Below are 18997 nucleotides of genomic sequence, written 5' to 3' on the forward strand. Positions count from 1 at the left end.
GGGAACGCCGCTTCGGTATGCGCTTAACGTCGATTCGCTTAGTCGGGTTCAAGTCCTTTGTGGATCCCGTAACGGTGCCTTTCGATGGCAATATGACCGCCATCGTGGGGCCCAACGGCTGCGGTAAATCCAATATTATCGACGCCGTGCGCTGGGTAATGGGGGAATCCTCCGCCAAAACCCTGCGCGGTGAATCCATGGCCGACGTTATCTTTAACGGCTCCACTGGCCGTAAACCGATTAGCCAGGCTTCTATAGAGCTCAAATTCGATAATCGCGACGGCGGTATGGGCGGTGTCTACGCCCAGTACGCGGAAATCGCCGTTAGGCGTTTGGTCACCCGGGACGGTCAATCCAACTACTTCTTTAACGGCCAGAAGTGCCGCCGCCGGGATATCGCCGACCTGTTTATGGGTACCGGCTTGGGCCCGCGCTCCTACGCGATTATCGGTCAGGGCATGATCTCGCGGCTGATCGAAGCCCGCCCCGACGACCTGCGCTCGACTCTGGAAGAGGCCGCGGGGATCTCCAAGTACAAGGAACGCCGCCGGGAAACCGAAAACCGCATGCGGCGCACCCAGGAAAACCTGGAGCGTCTTGATGATATTCGCGAAGAGCTGGATAAGCAGCTGGAGCGCCTCAAGCGTCAGGCCGAAGCTGCCAAGCGCTATCAAGACCTAAAAGAGCAGGAGTATCGACTCAAGGGTGAGCTGGCGCTATTGCGCGGGCGCGCCTTGCGGGCGGAGCAGTCCCACCAGGAGAGCCGTGTTCGCGAGTTGGAAATAGCCGTTGAAAAAGATGTCTTCGGCGTACGCCAGTGCGAAACCCGCCTGGAACAGGCTCGGGAGCAGCATGACGAACTCTCAGAGGTGCTTGATCGTCACCAGCAGCAGTTTTTTGAAACCACCACGCGTATCGCGCGTTTAGAGCAGGATCAGGCCCACCGCCGCAGCCGTGAAACCCAGTTGGCCAATGATATCGCCACCGCCCGACGTGAGCTGGATGAGCAACGACGGGTCAGCGAAGGCGATCAGGAGCGTTTAGCCGCGATTGACGAGCGCTTTGACGATCTGCTCCCCGAGCACGAAGCGTTGGAAGAGCAGCTCGAAAGCCTGGAGCAAGCGCTAGCCGACGCGACCCCCGCGCTGGAAGCCGCTGAACAGCAGTGGGCCGATGCCGAAACCCGCTGGCGCGATGCCAGCCGCGATGCAGATCGCAGCCAGGATCAACTGCGCGACCTTGAGCAGCGTATTGCGCGTCTCCAGGCGGAAAACCAGCGTCGCCGGCAGCAGCGTAGCGAGGTCGCCGATCTCACCGCCCTGCGCGAAGAGCATGGGGTGTGTCAAGCGCAGTTGACGGAGGCCGAGGAGCAGGCGGAAGGCTTTCAAACCCAGCGTGATCAGTGGCAGCAGCGCTACAGCGATGCCAAAGTGGCTTACCAGCAGGCAACTCAGGCGCGGGATCAGCAGCGCGCCGAGCTCAGCCAGCGCCAGGGGGAACTGGCTTCGCTGCAAGCATTAATGGACGCCGCCTTGGCGGATCACGACCCTGCTATCGGCACGACGCTGGAAGCGCATGGCTTGGCGGATGCGCCCCAGCTTGGGGAAGTGCTGCAGGTAGCGCCCGGCTGGGAAACACTGGTGTCCTGGCTGCTGGCGCCATGGCTTAATGCTCGCATGGTCGCGCGTGATCAGCTAGCTGCTCTGCCGGAGGCCCTAGCCACGGAGTGGCGGCTGATTGATCAGACGTCGCCAGCCGCCTCGACGTCTGGCCAGCGATTAGACAGCTTAGTCTCAGGCGCTGGCGCGCTGGGCGAATGGTTAGCAAGCATTCACTATACGCAAACCGCTGAAGAGGCGAAGCTGCAGGTAGCTCACCTGGCCCCCGGCGAAAGCGTGGTGAGCCAGGATGGGGTTTGGCTAGGCCGCGGTTGGCTGAACCAGCAGGCCAACGGTGAAGGTATCGATGGGCTGCTACTAACCCGCCGCCGCTACGCCGAACTGACCGCCCAACGTGAAAGTGAAGAGGAAGCACTAGCGCTGGCCGAAGCGCAGTGTGAAACCGCCAGTGAAGCCATTGAGTCGCTAGAGCAGACCCGCGAGCAGCAGGCCGAACAGGAGCGTGCCCACGCTACCACCCTGCAGCAGTTGGCAGTAAGAGAACGCAGCCTGGCCCAGCGCTTGGAGCATCTGGAGAGTCGCGCCACTGAGCTTGATGAAGAGCTTGCCCAGCTACAAGAGGATGAAGCAGAGTTAGCGCTTACCCTCGACGAGCAGCGCGCCCGCTGGCATGTGGCGATGGAGCAGTTAGAGAGCGCGGCGCAAGCGCGGGAAACCAGCGCCGAGCAGCGCAACCGGCAGCGTGAAGCGCGTGACCAGTTGACTCAGCAGCACGCTCCGCTCAAAGCACAGCAGCAGGCGCTGGCACTTGAGCGGGAACGTTTAAGTGCCGAGCGCGATAGCCTGCGCTCCCAGCAGGCGCGCTCAAGTGACTCTGAAGAGCGTCTCTCGCTACGTATTGCCGAGCTTGAAGAGTCGCGGGAAATGCTGCTCGAGCCCGACGAGCTGGCCGGGGAGGAGCTCGAAGAGCTGCTTCACCAGCGCGAACAGCAGGAGGGTCGCTTAAACGCCACTAAACAGCAGGCTCAGGGGTTGGCAGAGCAGCTGCGCAATGATGAGCTGGCTCGCCAACAGCACGAGCGCAACCTGGAACAGAGCCGCGAGCAGTTACAGCAGCGGCGTATGGATGCCCAGGCGCTAGCGCTCAAAGCCGCCACCCAGGATGAGCAACTGGCTGAATTAGGCCATAACGTCGAAACTCTCGCCGAGCAACTGCCCCAGGAAGCGACGGAAACCCGTTGGCAGGAACTCTTGGAAAGCACTACGGATAAAATTCGCCGTTTAGGGGCGATCAACCTGGCTGCCATTGAGGAGTATGACCAGCAGGCCGAACGGCGTAACTATCTGGAAGCGCAGCACGCCGAGCTAACCGAGGCGCTGGAAACCCTCGAACGGGCAATTAAGCGCATTGACCAGGAAACCCGCGTGCGTTTCCGGGAAACCTTTGATCAGGTGAATAGCGGGCTACAAACCCTTTTTCCACGCGTATTCGGCGGCGGGGCCGCCTGGTTAACACTAACCGGCGATGACCTGTTGGAAACCGGCGTGGCGATAATGGCCCGCCCACCGGGTAAAAAGAACAGCACCATTCACCTGCTTTCGGGCGGCGAGAAGGCGCTGACCGCGCTGTCGCTGGTATTTGCCATCTTTCAGCTTAACCCCGCGCCGTTCTGTATGCTGGATGAAGTGGATGCCCCATTGGATGACGCCAACGTAGGGCGCTACGCTAGGCTAGTGAAGGAAATGTCTGAAAACGTTCAGTTTATTTATATCACCCACAACAAAATTGCCATGGAAGCCGCCGAGCGCCTGATGGGGGTCACCATGCAAGAGCCCGGCGTCTCGCGGTTAGTCTCGGTAGGTATTGAAGAGGCAGCAGCGTTGGTTGATTAGGTTAACCTTCACCAAGCTCGCGCATTACCGCATAAAGCGCCGATTTCGCTTCAAAGCCCACGCCAGGGATATCTGGCAGCCCCACATAGCCATTTTCCACCTGAATACCATCCGCAAAGCCGCCAAAGGGCTGGAAAACGTCCGGGTAGGATTCGTTGCCGCCTAGCTGTAAACCCGCGGCAATATTCAGCGACATCTGGTGGCCGCCATGGGGAACCACGCGGCGCGATGACCAGCCAAGCTCATCCATCACTTTTAGGGTACGCATATACTCCACTAAGCCGTAGGAGAGTGCGCAATCAAACTGCACATAGTCGCGGTCGGCACGCATACCGCCGTGGCGGAGCAAGTTGCGCGCATCTTGGTGTGAGAACAGGTTCTCACCGGTGGCCATAGGCAGCTCGTAGTGGTTGGCAAGCTCTGCTTGAAGGGCATAGTCGAGTGGGTCGCCAGCCTCCTCGTACCAGAACAGCTTGTAGGGCTTTAGCGCTTCGGCGTAGGCGATAGCGGTGGCTTGATCAAAACGACCATTGGCGTCCACGGCTAAACGACTACCATCACCAACGACCTTGATGACCGCTTCGATTCGGCGTAGATCCTCTGCTAACGATGCAGCACCGATTTTCATTTTGACCACGCTATAGCCACGATCCAGGTAACTGCGCATTTCATCCTGTAGTTTGCTATGATCCTTGCCAGGGTAGTAGTAGCCGCCTGCCGCATAGACCCACACTTTGTCGTCTGTCTGGCCATTACGGTACCGATCAGCCAGCAGCCGGTAGAGTGGCTTACCTTCTATTTTGGCCACCGCATCCCAAACGGCCATGTCGATTGTGCCTACCGCTACGGAGCGCTCACCGTGGCCACCGGGCTTTTCATTGGTCATTAAGGTTTTCCAGATTGCAAAGGGATTAAGATTGTTATGCGCTTGATCAATAAGGCTTTCAGGTTCGGCTTCACTAATACGGTCAAAAAAACGCTCGCGCATCAGCGCACCCTGTCCATAGCGGCCGTTAGAATTAAATCCGTAGCCAACCACAGGCTTACCGTCACGGATCACATCCGTGACCACGGCAACTAGCGAGCAGGTCATTTTGGAAAAATCGATATAGGCATTGGCAATGGGCGAAGCGATAGAAACGGTTTTCTCGCGAATTTCAACGATGCGCATGGTGTGCTCCTGTGTGGTTAACAGCCCCACATTAAGCGTGACAATACAGCGCGACCAATGCTATTACTGCGCTACCCCATGCTGAAACGGCATTGCTCATGGAACTCGTTTGGCTCGAAGATTTTATCGCCCTGGCAGAACACGGCAGTTTCGTGCGGGCAGCAGAAGCGCGTCACATCACACAGCCGGCATTTAGCCGTCGCATTCGCTCGTTAGAGCAGTGGATGGGTGTCAGCCTGTTTATACGCACGCCACAAGGCACTACGCTTACCGAAGCTGGTAGTCATATTCAAGCCAGAGCGTTTGAAGCGACAAATCGCCTGTATCGACTGCGCGAAGAAGCGCAAGAGGTGGCCGGTAAAGCGGCAAAGACCCTTCAGTTCGCCGCCACTCACTCGCTCTCTTTTACCTTTTTTCCGCGCTGGATACGCCAAACCGAGAATGGCGCGCCGATTGAAGCGATCCAACTTCACTCAGACAGCATGCAGGGCTGCGAGCAACTCTTGGTGCGTGGCGAGGTGCCATTTTTGCTCTGTCATCGCCATCCTGAAGTGCCTTCGCCATTGACCCAGGAGCACTTTGTGAGTCAAAACGTGGGCGACGACATCCTGATAGCACTAGTAGCCCGCTCGTTACTGGAGAGCAACCCTGCCAACCAATTGCCTTATTTGGCCTATACGGAAGCGTCGGGTCTTGGGCGCATTGTGGCTCACCGTTTATACGACAATAGCGAGGTGTTAGCGCTTAAAGCACAGTTTAGTAGTCACCTGGCCGCCGTATTGATGTCGATGGCATTAGAGGGGAAAGGAGTAGCTTGGTTGCCAAAAAGCCTTGCAGAGCAAGAAATTAGCGATGGCCGATTGGTACGGGCGTTTGATGAAAGCTGGGATATCGCGTTGCAAATCCATCTCGTGAGGCCAGTAGCCCCATTAAGCATTGCGGCCGAAAACTTCTGGGCGCGAGTAACAGATCAGCGTGAACGCGATTAACATTGGGAGATTGATGCTAGTCTAAAAGGTAAAAAAATATGCCAAAGCCTCCAACTTAACTATATTACCCTTAGTAATAGGGCGCTGGGGATGGTTAAACGGCTTATAGAGAAAATATGCACTGGCAGGTGAGTTGGTTGTCAAAACGGCTTTTCTTGCTTCCAGGATTCCTTTATAAAGCTATTTATAGATGTTAGATCAAATGATCGTGGCACTTTTGTTTGAAGTTAAGGTCGAAATTTCTCGCCTTAAGGCGTCTCAAAATTTTGCCAAGCCGTGAAAATCGCGTTAAATGCAGCAAAAATTGGCCATTTTCACCACAATCGCGCTATGCTTGGTGCAAGTATTTATTAAATAGCAGTTACAGTTATCAAATTCAGGCATGCCTTTTTAGACCCTGTGCCTTAGCAAACGGCAAGACGACCATGGAACGTTCGACATGGAACTAAGAGAGTGGCTAATCATATTGGGGCTGGCGTTGGTATCGCTCATCGTTATTGACGGTGCGCGAAGGCTTCAACGTCAGCGACGTGTACCCCGTCTGGATCAGGCGGAGAAAGATCTTTCCGGCAGTTCGCTAGATGATCCCGAAGAGGCTGCTAAAGCCGCGGAGATCAATTGGGAACTTCCTAATGGCGGTGCTCGAGTTGTTAAACCCGCAGACTATAGTGGCTTAGGTAATAAACCAAAGTTAGAACGTCAAGAGCATCCTGGGCCTTCCAGAGTGCTTGCCGAGTTTAGACGTTCAGCCTCTGCTAAAGCGGCCAAGCGCAAAGCAGATAAGGCAGAAAAACTAGATAAAGCAGCCTTAAGGGCGCAACCATCGACTGCCTTTAAAGCAGCGTCGGCTGTTACTACACCGGCGCCAGAGCATGATCGTCGCGAGCCAAGTATCTCAATGGCTGACTCTTCGCCAACTGATATGCCGTCGGCCAAAGCGGCTGCTGCCCAGCAGCCGGAGCAACGCACCGAGCAGCAACCTGCGTACGCTGCGTCGTCGCCCAGTGCGCCGATGGCTAAAACTGATGTTGCTGAAACCGCTGAAACCGATGCTGCTGAAACGAGTGTGGCTAAAACTAATCTTGAAGCGACTCAGCCAGCCGCTTCTGACGCTATCTCGATGTCCGCTAGCGAAGCAGATACTGAAATGGCGGCACCGCTTCGCTCAGAGCCAGAACATGAACCAGAGTCTGAGCAAAAGTATCAGCAAGAGCCGGTACTGCGAGCAGAGCCAGAAGACGCCGTATTTGCTAAACACGCCAATGAGCACTCGCCTAAACGGCGTCAGTTGCGCTCTGACACAGTGGGCGAATACGACGAGTTAGACGATGATGAAGTTGATGAGTATCGCCTAGTCGACTTTGAAGGTATGGGACGGTCACTGAAGCGTCGCTTGATTGCGCGGCGTAAAGAGAAGCAGCGTAAGAAAGCCGAGAAAGTGGAACGTGATAAAGCCTTGGCCCAGCAGAAGGCCGAGCGCAAAGCGCTGGAAGCAGAGCAAAAGCGTGAAGCCAAAGAAGCCGCCGACGCAGAGCGTGCTCGCCTCGCTCAAGAGCAGGCGCGAGCTCGTGAAGAAGCAGCAGCTAGTGCGGCGGCGGCAGCAGATAGGCTCGCCGCTCAGCAACGTGCCGCAGACGAAGAGGCGCGTCGCCACGAAACCAGTGAATATTCCCAGGAAGTTGGTTTTGAAGAAAGCGTCGAAGCTCACGCTTATGACAGCCAGGCTGCCGACGAGCGTGAGGTGAATGAGAGAGTTCGCGTACACCCAACGTTAGAAAAAGCGTTACGCCACGATGTGAGCGGTGAACACGCCAAGGAAACGCTCTCCAATGCTGAAGAAGTCGTGGTGATTAGCGTTCTCTCCAGAGACCCGGAAGGTTTCGACGGTACCAAGCTGCTGGAACTGATGATGGTCTGCGGGTTGCGCTACAGTAGTGCAATGGGTGTTTTCCACCGCTTTGAAACCGAGAGTGACGATAGCGAACTGCAGTTCTCGATGGTCAACGTGGTTAAGCCGGGTACTTTCCCCATCGAAAAGATGGGGGAGTTTATGACCCCCGGTATCACACTGCTGATGCCGTTGCCTGGCGCCATTGATAGCGCTGCTGCCTTTGAGGCGATGGTAGAGACCGCCATGGTCGTGGTACGCCATATGGGCGGTGAGCTGAAAGACGAAAACCGCAGTGTAATGACCGCGCAAACAATCGAATTCGCCCGCCAGCGGGTGCGTGAATTTGAGCGTCGCCATCGCCTGCACCGTCAGATGCAGGCACGCTAAACGTCACCCACTAAACGTCGTCTGCTAAATACTTAGAAACACTTGTAGCGTAACACCCGCCTTCTTGCCAGAAGGCGGGTGTTTCTGTTCAATACGCAGCATATTTTGTATGTTCAAATTTTTGCACCTTTGCTGCGAGTCTGGAACCCATTCAAATGAGTCAGTCTGATTCTCAACCGCTGGAAGAGATTACCCAACTGCGGGCCGCCCTGGACGAGGCCAACTACCGCTACTACGTGCTCGATGAACCGACGCTCACGGATGCCGACTACGATCGCAAGTTTCAGCGCCTACAGCAGTTGGAGAGCGAACATCCAGAACAGGTCACTTCCGATTCGCCGACCCAGCGCGTTGGCGCCGCCCCCGCGGAGGGCTTTCCCTCGGTGGCCCACGCGATCCCCATGTTGTCACTGGATAACGCCTTTAGCCGTGACGATATCCACGCCTTCGCCGAGCGGGTGGCCGAGCGCCTTGAATGCGCCGCAGACGACGTTGAGTTTACCTGCGAGCCAAAATTGGATGGCGCCGCCGTCTCGCTAGTCTATGAGCAGGGCGTACTGGTAAGCGGAGCGACCCGAGGTGATGGCCGCACCGGCGAAGGCATTACCTCAAATCTGCGCACACTGCGTTCGGTGCCGCTAAAGCTGATGGGCAAAAACGTGCCCGAGCTGCTGGAAGTCCGGGGCGAGGTGATTATGCGCCATGCGGGCTTTGAAGCGCTGAACGAGCGCGCCCGGGAGGAGGGCAGCAAGGTCTTTGCCAACCCGCGTAATGCAGCGGCGGGCAGTTTGCGTCAGTTGGATCCCCGTATTACGGCAAAACGTCCGCTGGAGTTTCACGCCTATCAAGTTGCCCGTATCAATATGGCTAATTTGGATGACAGCGTAATTCCTACGCATAGTCGCCAGATGGAAAGGCTCAAAGATTGGGGCTTTCGTTCAAGCAGTGAGCTCAAAATTGTCAAAGGCCCCCAGGCCGTTGCCGATTACTGCGAGCAGCTAGGCGCAAAACGTGACGACCTTGGCTTTGATATTGATGGTGTGGTGATCAAGGTGAACGACCTACGCCATCAGCGTGAACTCGGCTTTGTTGCCCGTGCGCCGCGCTGGGCGGTGGCGTTCAAGTATCCTGCGCAGGAAGAGGTCACCACCCTCAATGATGTGGAGTTCCAGGTCGGCCGCACCGGGGCGATTACTCCCGTGGCGCGTCTGGAACCGGTGACCGTCGCGGGCGTGACGGTCTCCAACGCGACGTTGCACAACGCCGATGAGATTAAACGCCTGGATGTAATGATCGGCGATACGGTCTCGATTCGCCGGGCCGGTGATGTGATTCCCCAAGTGGTGAGCGTGCATACCGAGCTGCGCCCCGCTGACGCAAAGGCGATTGTTTTCCCCGAACACTGCCCGGTGTGCGGTTCGGATATCGAGCGCCTCGAAGGCGAGGCGGTGGCGCGCTGCTCCGGCGGCCTTTATTGCGCGGCGCAGCGTAAAGAGGCGCTCAAGCACTTCGCCAGCCGCAAAGCGCTGGATATTGACGGCCTGGGCGAAAAGCTGATCGTGCAGTTAGTTGATTTAGGCTGGGTAGAAACCCCCGCGGCGCTGTTTCACCTGTCTGTTGAGCAGCTTCAAAGTCTGCCGCGTATGGGCGAGAAGTCAGCGACTAATCTGGTCAACGCCCTCGAAAAATCGAAATCAACCACGCTGGCACGATTCATTTACGCTTTAGGTATTCGTGAAGTGGGCGAAGCTACCGCCGCCAACCTTGCCACCCACTTTGGTACCTTGGACGCCATTCAAGCCGCAGAGTTGGAAGCGCTGGAAGCGGTTAACGATGTCGGCCCCATTGTCGCCGCCCATGTGCATACCTTCTTCCGCCAACCGCACAATCAGGAAACCATCGCCGCGCTGATTGACGCGGGCATTACCTGGCAAGAGGCGGAAGTCACCCAGGGCCCCACGCCGCTGGAAGGCCAGACCTGGGTGCTCACCGGCTCGCTGGAGAGTATGACCCGGGATGAAGGCAAGGCGCGCCTGCAGGCGCTGGGCGCCAAGGTGGCGGGCAGCGTCTCGAAGAAAACCACCTGCCTGGTCGCTGGCGAAGCGGCGGGCAGTAAACTCACCAAAGCCGAACAGATGGGCGTGGAAGTCGTCGACGAAGCTACCTTTATTGAACGTTTGGCAGAGTGGGAGCAACGCTAATGAGCCGTTTTATTGAAGTACCCGCCAGAATGCTGCCGCCGGATACCCTCAACGCCCTGCTAGAGGCGTTTGTGACCCGCCAGGGCTACGACACTACCGATACCACCGGCGAGGGCATGCACGGCTGGGTAGCCGAGCTGAAACAGCAGCTAGAGCGCAATGAGCTGATCATCGCCCATGACCTTGAGCTGGAAATGACCGAAGTGATGACTCTGGCGCGGTGGCGTTCGTTTGGCCGCGATATCGCCGACGATGAAGAGGAGGGTGATATTTAATTTGGCTTGGCTTGCGGCCTAAATAGTCGCGAGCTAAAGCTACCTCCCACAGGGGCCGTTATCAGACTCTCTTTTTAAGCGTTCTCGCCACGAATAATCGCGCTGATAATCCGCCGCCCTGGGTGCAAGTGATCCACCAGCGGCGCTTCCAGGGGCATCGGTTCGTCACACATTCGTGAGGCAATGACCTCGGCGCATAGCGGCGCGCTGGCTAATCCCCGCGAGCCGTGAGCCGTGGATATCCACAGGCCGGGGTAGTGCTCACCCGGCGTATCCGCCACTCGGGTGGCATCCTTACTCAGCAGCGAGTAATCCGCTTGCCACGCGGCTGTCACCGGCACCGGCCCTGCGTAAGGGGTTTTGTCGGGGCTTGCTGCCCGTACCGCTGCGCGGCCCTGAAGGTGTTCCGGCGTCAGCTCGATGCCTGCCTGAGCCAACTCCTCTACCAAGGCGGGCAGCGTCTGGCGCAGCTCATCGATATTGCGCTGATGGTCGTCAATCGTCACATCGGTGGTTGCGTTATTGGGCACAAAGCTGGCGCCAAAGGTCAGCACGCCCTCCAAAGCAGGCGCCACATAGCCCCCGGCGCACACCACTCGCGTAGGGCCTGCTACTTCTTTGGGTAGCTGCAATTCACTAATCTGACCGCGCACCGACTGCAGCGGCAGCTCCGCCGTTTGCGCAAACCGGTTGGCCAAATGGGCGCTGGCAATCACCACCTGATCCGCCTCAAGCGTGCTGCCATCGGCCAAGTTGAGCTGCCAGCCATCCGCTAGTTGGGTCAGGGAGCTAACCTCGCCTTGCTGTAAGGCAACACCTGGGTGGCTAAGCAAGTGCTCACACAGCGCCTTAGGCCTTACCCAGCCCGCCTGTGGATAATAGAGCCCGTGGGAAGCGTTAATGCTGATCTCTGCCGTCTCAGTTAACGCCGGGTTCTCCATTGAGGTGACGACCTCGCAAGGCAGCGGGTGCTGTTCCATAAAGCGCTGCTGGCGGCGGGCTTCTTTATCGCTGCTCGCCAACTGCACCACGCCGCAGGGCTGCCATAAGACTTGCTTAGCGTGGTGCTTTGCCAGCCAGCGCTGGCTATACAGCAACCCAGCGAGATAAACCCGGCTTTGGTGGTTGGTCTCAGCAGCCAGCTTTACATACAGCGCGCCCTGGCGATTACCCGATCCGCCCGCGCCGGGGGCTTCTCGCTCTACCACGGTTACTTTAACCCCCCGCCGCGCCAGCGCCGCCGCCACGCTGCTTCCCGCCAGCCCGGCGCCGACGACTACAACGTGCTTGACTGAAGCCAAAGAGGGTGGCGTAAACCACGGTGTTGCCTGGCGGCGCTGATCCGCTGGCGGCGTCTCGATGCTGCCTGCCAGCATCTCCCGCTTGCGGCCATAGCCCGGTACTTTCTTCCAGTTAAAGCCTGCCGCTTTGAGGCCGCGTTTAACGATGCCTGCGCAGGTAAAGGTGGCGAACGTCGCGCCGGGGCGTGAACGGGCGGCCATGGCGTTAAATAGTTCCGGCTGCCACATATCGGGGTTTTTAGAGGGCGCAAAGCCGTCTAAAAACCAGGCGTCGACCTGACCGTCTAACTGTTCCAGACGCTCAGTGGTGTCGCCGAAATGTAGATCCAGGGTGATGCGCTCGGTTAAGTGCAGGCGGTGAATACCGCTAACGGCGGCAGGCCACTGGGCACAGAGTGCCTGTGAATAACTGGCGAGAGAGGGCCAGCTCGCGAGCGCTTGTTCAAGCGCCTCACGCTCAAGGGGGAACTTCTCTGTGGATAACAGATGGAGGCGTGCATTGGGTGGGGCATGCTGTTCAAAACAGGCCCAGGCGCAGAGCATATTGAGCCCGGTGCCAAAGCCGGTTTCACCAATCACAAAGGGCCGCGAGGCCTCCCAGGCGGCGAAGCGCTCGGGAAGGTGGTTGGCACCCAGAAACACATGCTCGGTCTCTGCGCGCCCATCGCCACGGGTGAAATAGATGTCATCAAAGGCGGTTGCGTGGGGGGCGCCCTCGTTCCAGGTAAGCGCAGGCGTCGTTAATGCCGCCAGCGGAGGCAAAGCGTTTGAACGTTGGGTCACGCGGTTATCCGTATTGATGATTAGGTGGTTAAAAAATGATCAATTTGTCAGCGCTGGCGTAATCTCTGGCTTAGCGAAAAGCGTCCGCCGGGTTTGCACAGAGTTTTCCACAGGCTCTGTGAAAAAGCCGACGAACCCTCCACACTCGCCTACAAGGGTCAAGGCAAAACTTTCTTGAACGGCTTAACAATTACCTTGGCATACACCCCTGCAATCATGTAAGGGTCGGCATCGGCCCACGCCTTGGCATCTTCCAGACTGTCGAACTCCGCCACTACCAAGCTGCCGGAAAAGCCTGCATCGCCGGGGTTTTCAGCGTCGATGGCAGGGTGAGGGCCAGCCAGTACCACGCGGCCTTCATCGCGCAACGCTTCCAGGCGCGCCAAATGGTCGGGCCGAGCAGACAAGCGACGCTCTAAGCTATTGGGCACATCTTCACTCATAATGGCATATAGCATTTGGGGTTAACTCCTTGATTAAACGAGGATGCAAAGTGGCCGTTAATTGACCGCACTGGTATAAGCGCGCACCATATCTTACCCATTGCGAATACTTTATTCACAGCTGAAAAGCGCATTCTGACAAACTGCCCACACGGCGTCATGCTTATGCCTCGACTTCCCTATACTTTTGATGCCGATCAGCGCTACCCAGTTGATTTGCACATGCACTCCACCGCTTCCGATGGCGCACTATCGCCCACCGAGCTGGTGACACTGTGCTTTGAGCGTGGGCTGACGCACATGTCGCTCACCGACCACGATACCATGGACGGCATTGAAGAAGCGGGCCGTGCGGCGGAGCAATCTGGGTTGTGTCTTATTCCCGGCTGCGAGTTATCCACACGCTGGCAAGGGGTCAATATTCATGTAGTGGCGCTGTTGCCCGGCGGCTTGCAGGGGCCAATGGTGGAAGGCCTGATTCAGCAGCGTGAAGCGCGCATTCAGCGTGCTGAAGTCATCGCCGAAAGGCTGGAAAAAGTCGGTTTATCCAACGCCCTGGAAAAAGCGCGCCTGCACGCAGGCAGCGACCGCCCCCTGGGCCGACCGGACTTTGCCCGCGCGCTGGTGGAGGAAGGCGTGGTGCCCGACTGGGCCAGTGCCTTCAAGCGTTATTTGGGCAGCGGCAAAAAGGGCGATGTTAAAGCCCACTGGCCGGAAATCAGCGAAGCGGTAGGTTGGATTGTCGACTCCGGCGGTGTGGCCGTAATTGCCCATCCACTGCGCCACGGCTTAACCCGGCGCAAGCGTGGCCTATTAATGGATACTTTCCAGGCCGCGGGCGGACAGGCGGTGGAGCTGGTCAGCGGCCAGCAGAATCCGGATAGCACCCGTGATCTGGCGCGTCAGCTAGTGGAGCGCGAACTGTATGCTTCCATGGGCAGTGATTTTCACTTTCCCGGCAGCCACTCGGCCCCCGGCAGTATGAGCCTGGTGCCGCGCACGGCGGCACCCCCCATATGGCAGCACCCACGTCTGGTGCACCTGCGCGATGCGCCTGCTGGAATGCTGGCGGCAGGGGAACCCGCTTAGCGTTTACGCTATGTTTTAGAAGTGCAGTGATAAGAGTACGGTTATACGAATACGTTTATATGAGTACAGTTGTACGAATGCGGTACAAGAAGAGCCTACGGATAGGAGCTACCAATGAGCCAATACTTTCAGATTCACCCGGAAAACCCTCAAAAACGCCTGATTGATCAAGCGATTGCCATCATTCGTAAAGGCGGTGTGGTGGCTTACCCGACTGATTCGGGCTATGCGCTCGGCTGCCACCTGGGCGAGAAGAAAGCCATCGAGAAGATCAAATGGCTGCGTTCACTGGACGATAAACACAACTTCACCCTGGTGTGTTCCGACCTCTCGGAAATTGGCACCTACGCCAAGGTGGATAACGACGTGTTCCGGCTGCTGAAGGCCCACACGCCAGGGCCTTACACCTATATTCTGGATGCCACTTCCGAAGTGCCGCGCCTGCTGCTGCACCCCAAGCGCCGCTCCATTGGTGTACGCGTGCCGGATCACCGCATTACCCACGCGCTGCTGGCCGCATTAGGCGAGCCGCTGATGAGCGTCACGCTGATCCCGGTGGGCGATGACCTGCCCATGAACGACCCGGAAGAGATTCGCGAACGCTTTGGCGCCCACCTGGATGCCATTATCGACGGCGGCGCCTGCCATTTAGACCCCACCAGCGTTATTGACCTGCGTGAACTGCCGCCGAAAATTATCCGCGAAGGGCGCGGTGATATTACGCCTTTTCAGGCTTAGTTTTAGCTGGAGGCTGCCTTGCTGGCAGCCTAATCGGTCGCGAGCTAAAGCTACCTCCCACTGGAGCCAAGATCCGGCCGGGAGGTGTCACTTCAAGCGAGCAGCCGGAGAGGTGCGTGCTGAAGCTACCTCTTTCTGACGGCATGGTTAGGCTATTGGTTTTTTAGCTATCCTGGGGCGCGTTTTTGTCTGCGTCTCCCTCGTCGCTATTTTTTTGAGCTTCATCTTTTTTGTCGTCGTCTTTCTTGCGTGGGTCTTCGCTGTCTTCGTCGAGCCAGGTGCCGCAGCGCAGGCAGTAACGGGCGCGTTTTTCATGGCGTTCATGCCCGCAGCCGGGGCAGACTTCGTCTGAGTAGCGATCCTCGCGTATGGAACGGATCACCTGGGCGGAGAATACCCCGGTGGGCACCGCGATAATCGAGTAGCCCAGCAGCATCAGCACCATGGTGATCGCCTTACCCAGGGCGGTAGCGGGAACAATGTCGCCGTAGCCGACCGTGGTCATGCTCACAATGGCCCAGTACATCGACATGGGAATACTGGTGAAGCCTGCTTCGGGGGATTCGATGGTGTACATCAAGGCGGCAAACAGCGTCACCACCATAAAAATAGAGCAGAAAAACAGCAGTATTTGACGCAGGCTGCGTTTGAGGGCGTCTAATAGCAAGCGTGCCTCACCAACAAACTCCATCAGGCGCAAAATGCGGAAAATACGCAGTACCCGGAGTATGCGAACAATCACTAACCCATGGGCGCCCGGCACCAGAAGCACCAGCCAAGTGGGTAGAATAGCGATTAAATCGACGATGCCATAAAAGCTTTTTAGATAGAGTAACGGGCGTTCCAGGCAGTAGATGCGCACAACCAGCTCGATACTGAACAGCACTGTAAAGAGCCACTCAATGTAGAAAAACAGCTCCCCGTAGCGCTCGGCATAGCTCTCAATGCTGCCCAATAGAATGACGCCCACGCTTAACAAAATCGCCCCGATCAGGGCGATATCAAACGCCTTAGCGCCCGGTGTGTCAGACTCGAAAATGATATGAAACAGCCGCGCGCGCAGGCCTTCTCCGCCAGGGGTTAAGTGTAAATTCATTGCATCATCCTGAAGTGAGCCTGAGTGCTATCCTGAAGTCAGTGTTTAATAAAGGAGCTTAACTATCCGTTAGCGTAGCGCGGTTTGGAGCGCCAAGCGATGGGCGAGTGCTAACGCCGCTTTACCGTAGGCCGTACTGGGCTGGCCGTGCGCATCGATCCCGCTGGAAAGTGCCTGGGCATAACCGCGCGCAGTGTCATTCAGTTCGGGGTGGTTGGCGAGGATGCTCAGCGCCTGCTGGGCATCGCCAAGAAAGCTGGCTTGCTGGCTGTCATGGTAGGCGTCCAGCGCCAGCGTGGCACGGTGCAGCCACTCCGCCGGGGAGTGCGCTTCGGGTAGCGGCCAGTGTTGAGCGCTAAGGGCATTGCCACGGGATGCCTTGCTGCTGTCCGAAGGCCGCAGCGGCACCTGCTCAGCAAGCGTTAAGGCCAACGCCCACAGTGCTTCCGGCTCGCCGCCTTTTAATTCCAGCTCTGCTTCGCGAATTGGCGTGCGGTAGCCACCGCTAATAATTTCGCCTTCATCCAACACCAGCTCGATATGGCTCTCCTGGCCTGGTGTCCTCTCTTTTAGCTGCCAGCTACGGCGGGTGAAATCGGTGCTAAGTTGGGGTGCCAGGGCATCCAGCACACCGCTAAGCTCACCTTGAAAAGGGGGGAGTTTGGCAATTGAAGCGAGATCCAATTGAGGGCCAGTCACCTGCCACTCCCACTCTTCGCGTTGCGAGAGCCCACCGCCACCCTGCCCAGCAGTTTTCACCGTTTGCAGCACCTGGCCGTCTACCTGACGCAGGCGCAGCGCAATGCGTGCCTTGGCCAAATCGCCCTGGGGGGTATCAAAGTAGGTGTTGGTCAGCGATTGCTTACGTGCTGGGTGAGAAGCGAGATGGGGGTGCTGAGCAAGCGCCGCAGGCCCTGCAGGGGCAAGGGCTAATTTCAGCTCCACTTCCATGGGATTTAGACTTTTCATGACGCTAGCCACCTCGTTATCGTGACATTTAAATGAATATTTGATTACATTTATGAACTTTTCATGACGGCGGCGGGCGCACTCTTTATACTGGCGCCGCCATTTCCCGGCTCCCCGAAAATAGGCTAAAAGGCATTATGGTTACCTCCAATCCTTTTTCTTCGATGTTTGGCCGCTCGCCATTCCAGCCGCTATTGGCCCATATCGTCAAGGCGAATGAGTGCGCCGATCAGCTGTTACCGTTTTTTGAAGCAACCCTAGCCAACGACTGGGACAAAGCGGCAGAGCTGCGCGAAAACGTCACCCGTTTAGAGCACGACGCCGATACGCTGAAAACCGAGCTGCGGTTGAACCTGCCCAACACCATGTTCCTGCCCGTCTCCCGCTCAGATCTGCTCGACCTGATCAGCGTACAGGACAAGATCGCCAATAAGGTGCGTGACATTACCGGCATTATGCTGGGGCGTAAAATGCGCGTGCCGGCTGAGCTGGCTGAGCCGATGTGCAACTACATCCGCACCAGCGTTGCCTGCGTAGCGCAAGCGCGCCAAGCGCTGGAAGAGCTTAAGGATCTGCTGGAGTCTGGCTTTGGCAAAAACGTCTCCGATGTGATGCAGAAAATGATCCGCGAGCTGCACACCCTCGAACACCAGGCCGACGACCAACAGATCACCATTCGTCGCCAGCTGTTTGCGCTTGAAAGCGAGCTACCGCCCGTGGATGTGATCTTTCTCTACAAGATCATTGAGTGGGTGGGTGAACTATCCGACCGCGCCGAGCGCGTGGGTAGCCGTCTGCAGATCCTGACTGCCCGCTAAGGGGACCTCCATGCTGATTATTGCCCAGCACAGTGAAATCTTTATCATCCTGGCCTGTGTGTTTGGTTTTTTTATGGCCTGGGGCGTTGGTGCCAACGACGTCGCCAACGCGATGGGAACCTCGGTGGGGTCGAAAGCGATTACCATCAAGCAAGCCATCCTTATCGCAGTTATTTTTGAGTTCCTTGGCGCTTGGTTGGCCGGTGGTGAAGTCACCGCGACCATTCGAGGGGGAATGCTTGACCCCGTACTGTTGGCGGATAACCCCCAACTGTTGGTTTACGGGATGCTCTCGGCGCTGTTAGCTGCCGCCATTTGGCTGATGATTGCCTCTTCCCGTGGGTGGCCGGTGTCTACCACCCACTCAATTGTCGGTGCTATCGTCGGGTTTGGCGCCGTGGGACTAGGTGTTGATGCGGTTGCGTGGAGCAAAGTTGGGCAAATAGCCTCTAGCTGGATTGTTTCGCCGCTGCTTGCCGGTACGATCGGTTTCGTGTTGTTCAAGTCGGTTCATCACCTGATTTTTGAAAACGACGACCCTTTTGCCGCGGCCAAACGCTATGTGCCAGGCTATATCTTCCTGGTCGGCTTTATCGTCGCGATGGTGACGTTGACCAAAGGGTTGAAGCACATCGGCCTGCACTTAAGCTTTAGTCAGAGCCTGCTTATCTCCATTGTGATTGGCTTGATCATTACGGCGCTGGGCGTAGTGATGGAGCGGCGGGTCAAATACGTACAGAACGCCAGCGACCATTTCGGTTATGCCAACGTTGAGCGTGTGTTCGGTGTGTTGATGATCTTCACCGCCTGCGCCATGGCCTTTGCTCACGGCTCTAACGACGTAGCCAATGCGGTGGGCCCGCTGGCGGCGGTCATTAGTGTGGTGCGTAGCGAAGGCGTGATTGATAGCGCAGCGCTGGTGCCCTGGTGGGTGCTGGTGTTGGGCGGCGGCGGTATCGTGGTGGGCTTGGTCACTTACGGCCATAAAGTGATTGCCACAGTAGGCACCGGCATTACTGAACTGACGCCGAGTCGCGGTTTTGCCGCTACCTTAGCAGCGGCAACCACGGTGGTGTTGGCCTCAGGAACAGGCCTGCCAATTTCGACCACGCATACCCTCGTTGGCGCAGTATTGGGCGTTGGCTTGGCGCGCGGGATGGCGGCGTTGAACCTGCGGGTTATCGGCACCATTGTGATGTCCTGGCTGATTACCCTACCCGCGGGCGCGGGCCTGGCGATTCTGTTCTTCTTTATGTTCAAGGGCATGTTCGGCTAACAACAGGCTCGGATGCGTTTAGAAGTCGCCAAGCGGTAACATCACAGCGGCATCTTCA

Annotated in this window: 14 protein-coding genes; 9 read left to right on the forward strand and 5 right to left on the reverse strand. The window is 57.3% G+C overall.

The window, feature by feature from the left end; all coding sequences use genetic code 11:
* Positions 1–17: 17 nt before the first annotated feature.
* Positions 18–3512, forward strand: a complete 3495-nt coding sequence (gene smc / locus QT231_RS09630; RefSeq protein ID WP_308336682.1) for a chromosome segregation protein SMC — start codon at positions 18–20, stop codon at positions 3510–3512.
* Position 3513: 1 nt separating this feature from the next.
* On the opposite strand, the gene QT231_RS09635 is transcribed toward smc, so the two are convergent.
* A complete protein-coding gene (locus QT231_RS09635) occupies positions 3514–4683 on the reverse strand; it encodes a mandelate racemase/muconate lactonizing enzyme family protein (protein WP_308336683.1) in 1170 nt (389 codons plus the stop codon).
* A gap of 98 nt (positions 4684–4781) precedes the next feature.
* Between QT231_RS09635 and QT231_RS09640 the strand changes: the two genes are divergently transcribed.
* The 4 genes from QT231_RS09640 to QT231_RS09655 all read left to right on the forward strand — a co-directional run bounded on the left by QT231_RS09640 (position 4782) and on the right by QT231_RS09655 (position 10426).
* Positions 4782–5672 (forward strand): LysR family transcriptional regulator, encoded by an 891-nt coding sequence (locus QT231_RS09640; RefSeq protein WP_308336684.1) that lies wholly within the window; start codon positions 4782–4784, stop codon positions 5670–5672.
* A gap of 439 nt (positions 5673–6111) precedes the next feature.
* Positions 6112–7950: a cell division protein ZipA gene (gene zipA / locus QT231_RS09645; RefSeq protein WP_308336685.1), complete on the forward strand. Its 1839-nt coding sequence runs from the start codon at positions 6112–6114 to the stop codon at positions 7948–7950.
* A gap of 155 nt (positions 7951–8105) precedes the next feature.
* Positions 8106–10151 (forward strand): NAD-dependent DNA ligase LigA, encoded by a 2046-nt coding sequence (gene ligA, locus QT231_RS09650; RefSeq protein ID WP_308336686.1) that lies wholly within the window; start codon positions 8106–8108, stop codon positions 10149–10151.
* Positions 10151–10426, forward strand: coding sequence for a YheU family protein (locus tag QT231_RS09655; RefSeq protein WP_064235814.1), 276 nt, complete (start codon positions 10151–10153; stop codon positions 10424–10426). Before ligA ends, QT231_RS09655 begins: the two co-directional genes overlap by 1 nt.
* A gap of 74 nt (positions 10427–10500) precedes the next feature.
* Here the strand turns inward: QT231_RS09655 and mnmC are convergent, their stop codons facing one another.
* Together mnmC and QT231_RS09665 are read right to left on the reverse strand one after the other, a co-directional pair.
* Positions 10501–12510, reverse strand: coding sequence for a bifunctional tRNA (5-methylaminomethyl-2-thiouridine)(34)-methyltransferase MnmD/FAD-dependent 5-carboxymethylaminomethyl-2-thiouridine(34) oxidoreductase MnmC (gene mnmC, locus QT231_RS09660; protein ID WP_308336687.1), 2010 nt, complete (start codon positions 12508–12510; stop codon positions 10501–10503).
* 158 nt (positions 12511–12668) lie between these two features.
* Positions 12669–12968 carry a YciI family protein gene (locus QT231_RS09665; protein ID WP_308336688.1) on the reverse strand — a complete coding sequence of 100 codons (300 nt, stop codon included), beginning with the start codon at positions 12966–12968 and terminating at the stop codon, positions 12669–12671.
* A gap of 144 nt (positions 12969–13112) precedes the next feature.
* On the opposite strand from QT231_RS09665, the gene QT231_RS09670 reads away from it, so the two are divergent.
* Together QT231_RS09670 and QT231_RS09675 are read left to right on the forward strand one after the other, a co-directional pair.
* Complete coding sequence (locus QT231_RS09670) at positions 13113–14042, forward strand: PHP domain-containing protein (protein ID WP_308336689.1); 930 nt, start codon at positions 13113–13115, stop codon at positions 14040–14042.
* Between the two features lie 114 nt (positions 14043–14156).
* Positions 14157–14780 carry an L-threonylcarbamoyladenylate synthase gene (locus QT231_RS09675; protein WP_308336690.1) on the forward strand — a complete coding sequence of 208 codons (624 nt, stop codon included), beginning with the start codon at positions 14157–14159 and terminating at the stop codon, positions 14778–14780.
* 163 nt (positions 14781–14943) lie between these two features.
* Here the strand turns inward: QT231_RS09675 and QT231_RS09680 are convergent, their stop codons facing one another.
* Positions 14944–15876 carry an ion transporter gene (locus tag QT231_RS09680; RefSeq protein ID WP_308336691.1) on the reverse strand — a complete coding sequence of 311 codons (933 nt, stop codon included), beginning with the start codon at positions 15874–15876 and terminating at the stop codon, positions 14944–14946.
* A gap of 69 nt (positions 15877–15945) precedes the next feature.
* Positions 15946–16845: a CYTH domain-containing protein gene (locus tag QT231_RS09685; protein WP_308336692.1), complete on the reverse strand. Its 900-nt coding sequence runs from the start codon at positions 16843–16845 to the stop codon at positions 15946–15948.
* A 137-nt stretch (positions 16846–16982) separates the two neighbouring features.
* Here QT231_RS09685 and QT231_RS09690 point away from each other — a divergent pair, with 137 nt between their 5' ends.
* Positions 16983–17663 (forward strand): TIGR00153 family protein, encoded by a 681-nt coding sequence (locus tag QT231_RS09690; protein ID WP_308336693.1) that lies wholly within the window; start codon positions 16983–16985, stop codon positions 17661–17663.
* Between the two features lie 10 nt (positions 17664–17673).
* The gene (locus QT231_RS09695) at positions 17674–18939 is read left to right on the forward strand and encodes an anion permease (RefSeq protein WP_308336694.1); all 1266 of its coding nucleotides are present in this window, start codon (positions 17674–17676) and stop codon (positions 18937–18939) included.
* Positions 18940–18997: the final 58 nt, after the last annotated feature.

Origin of the sequence: Halomonas sp. SpR1 (assembly GCF_031010175.1) — a bacterium.
Classification (GTDB): domain Bacteria; phylum Pseudomonadota; class Gammaproteobacteria; order Pseudomonadales; family Halomonadaceae; genus Vreelandella.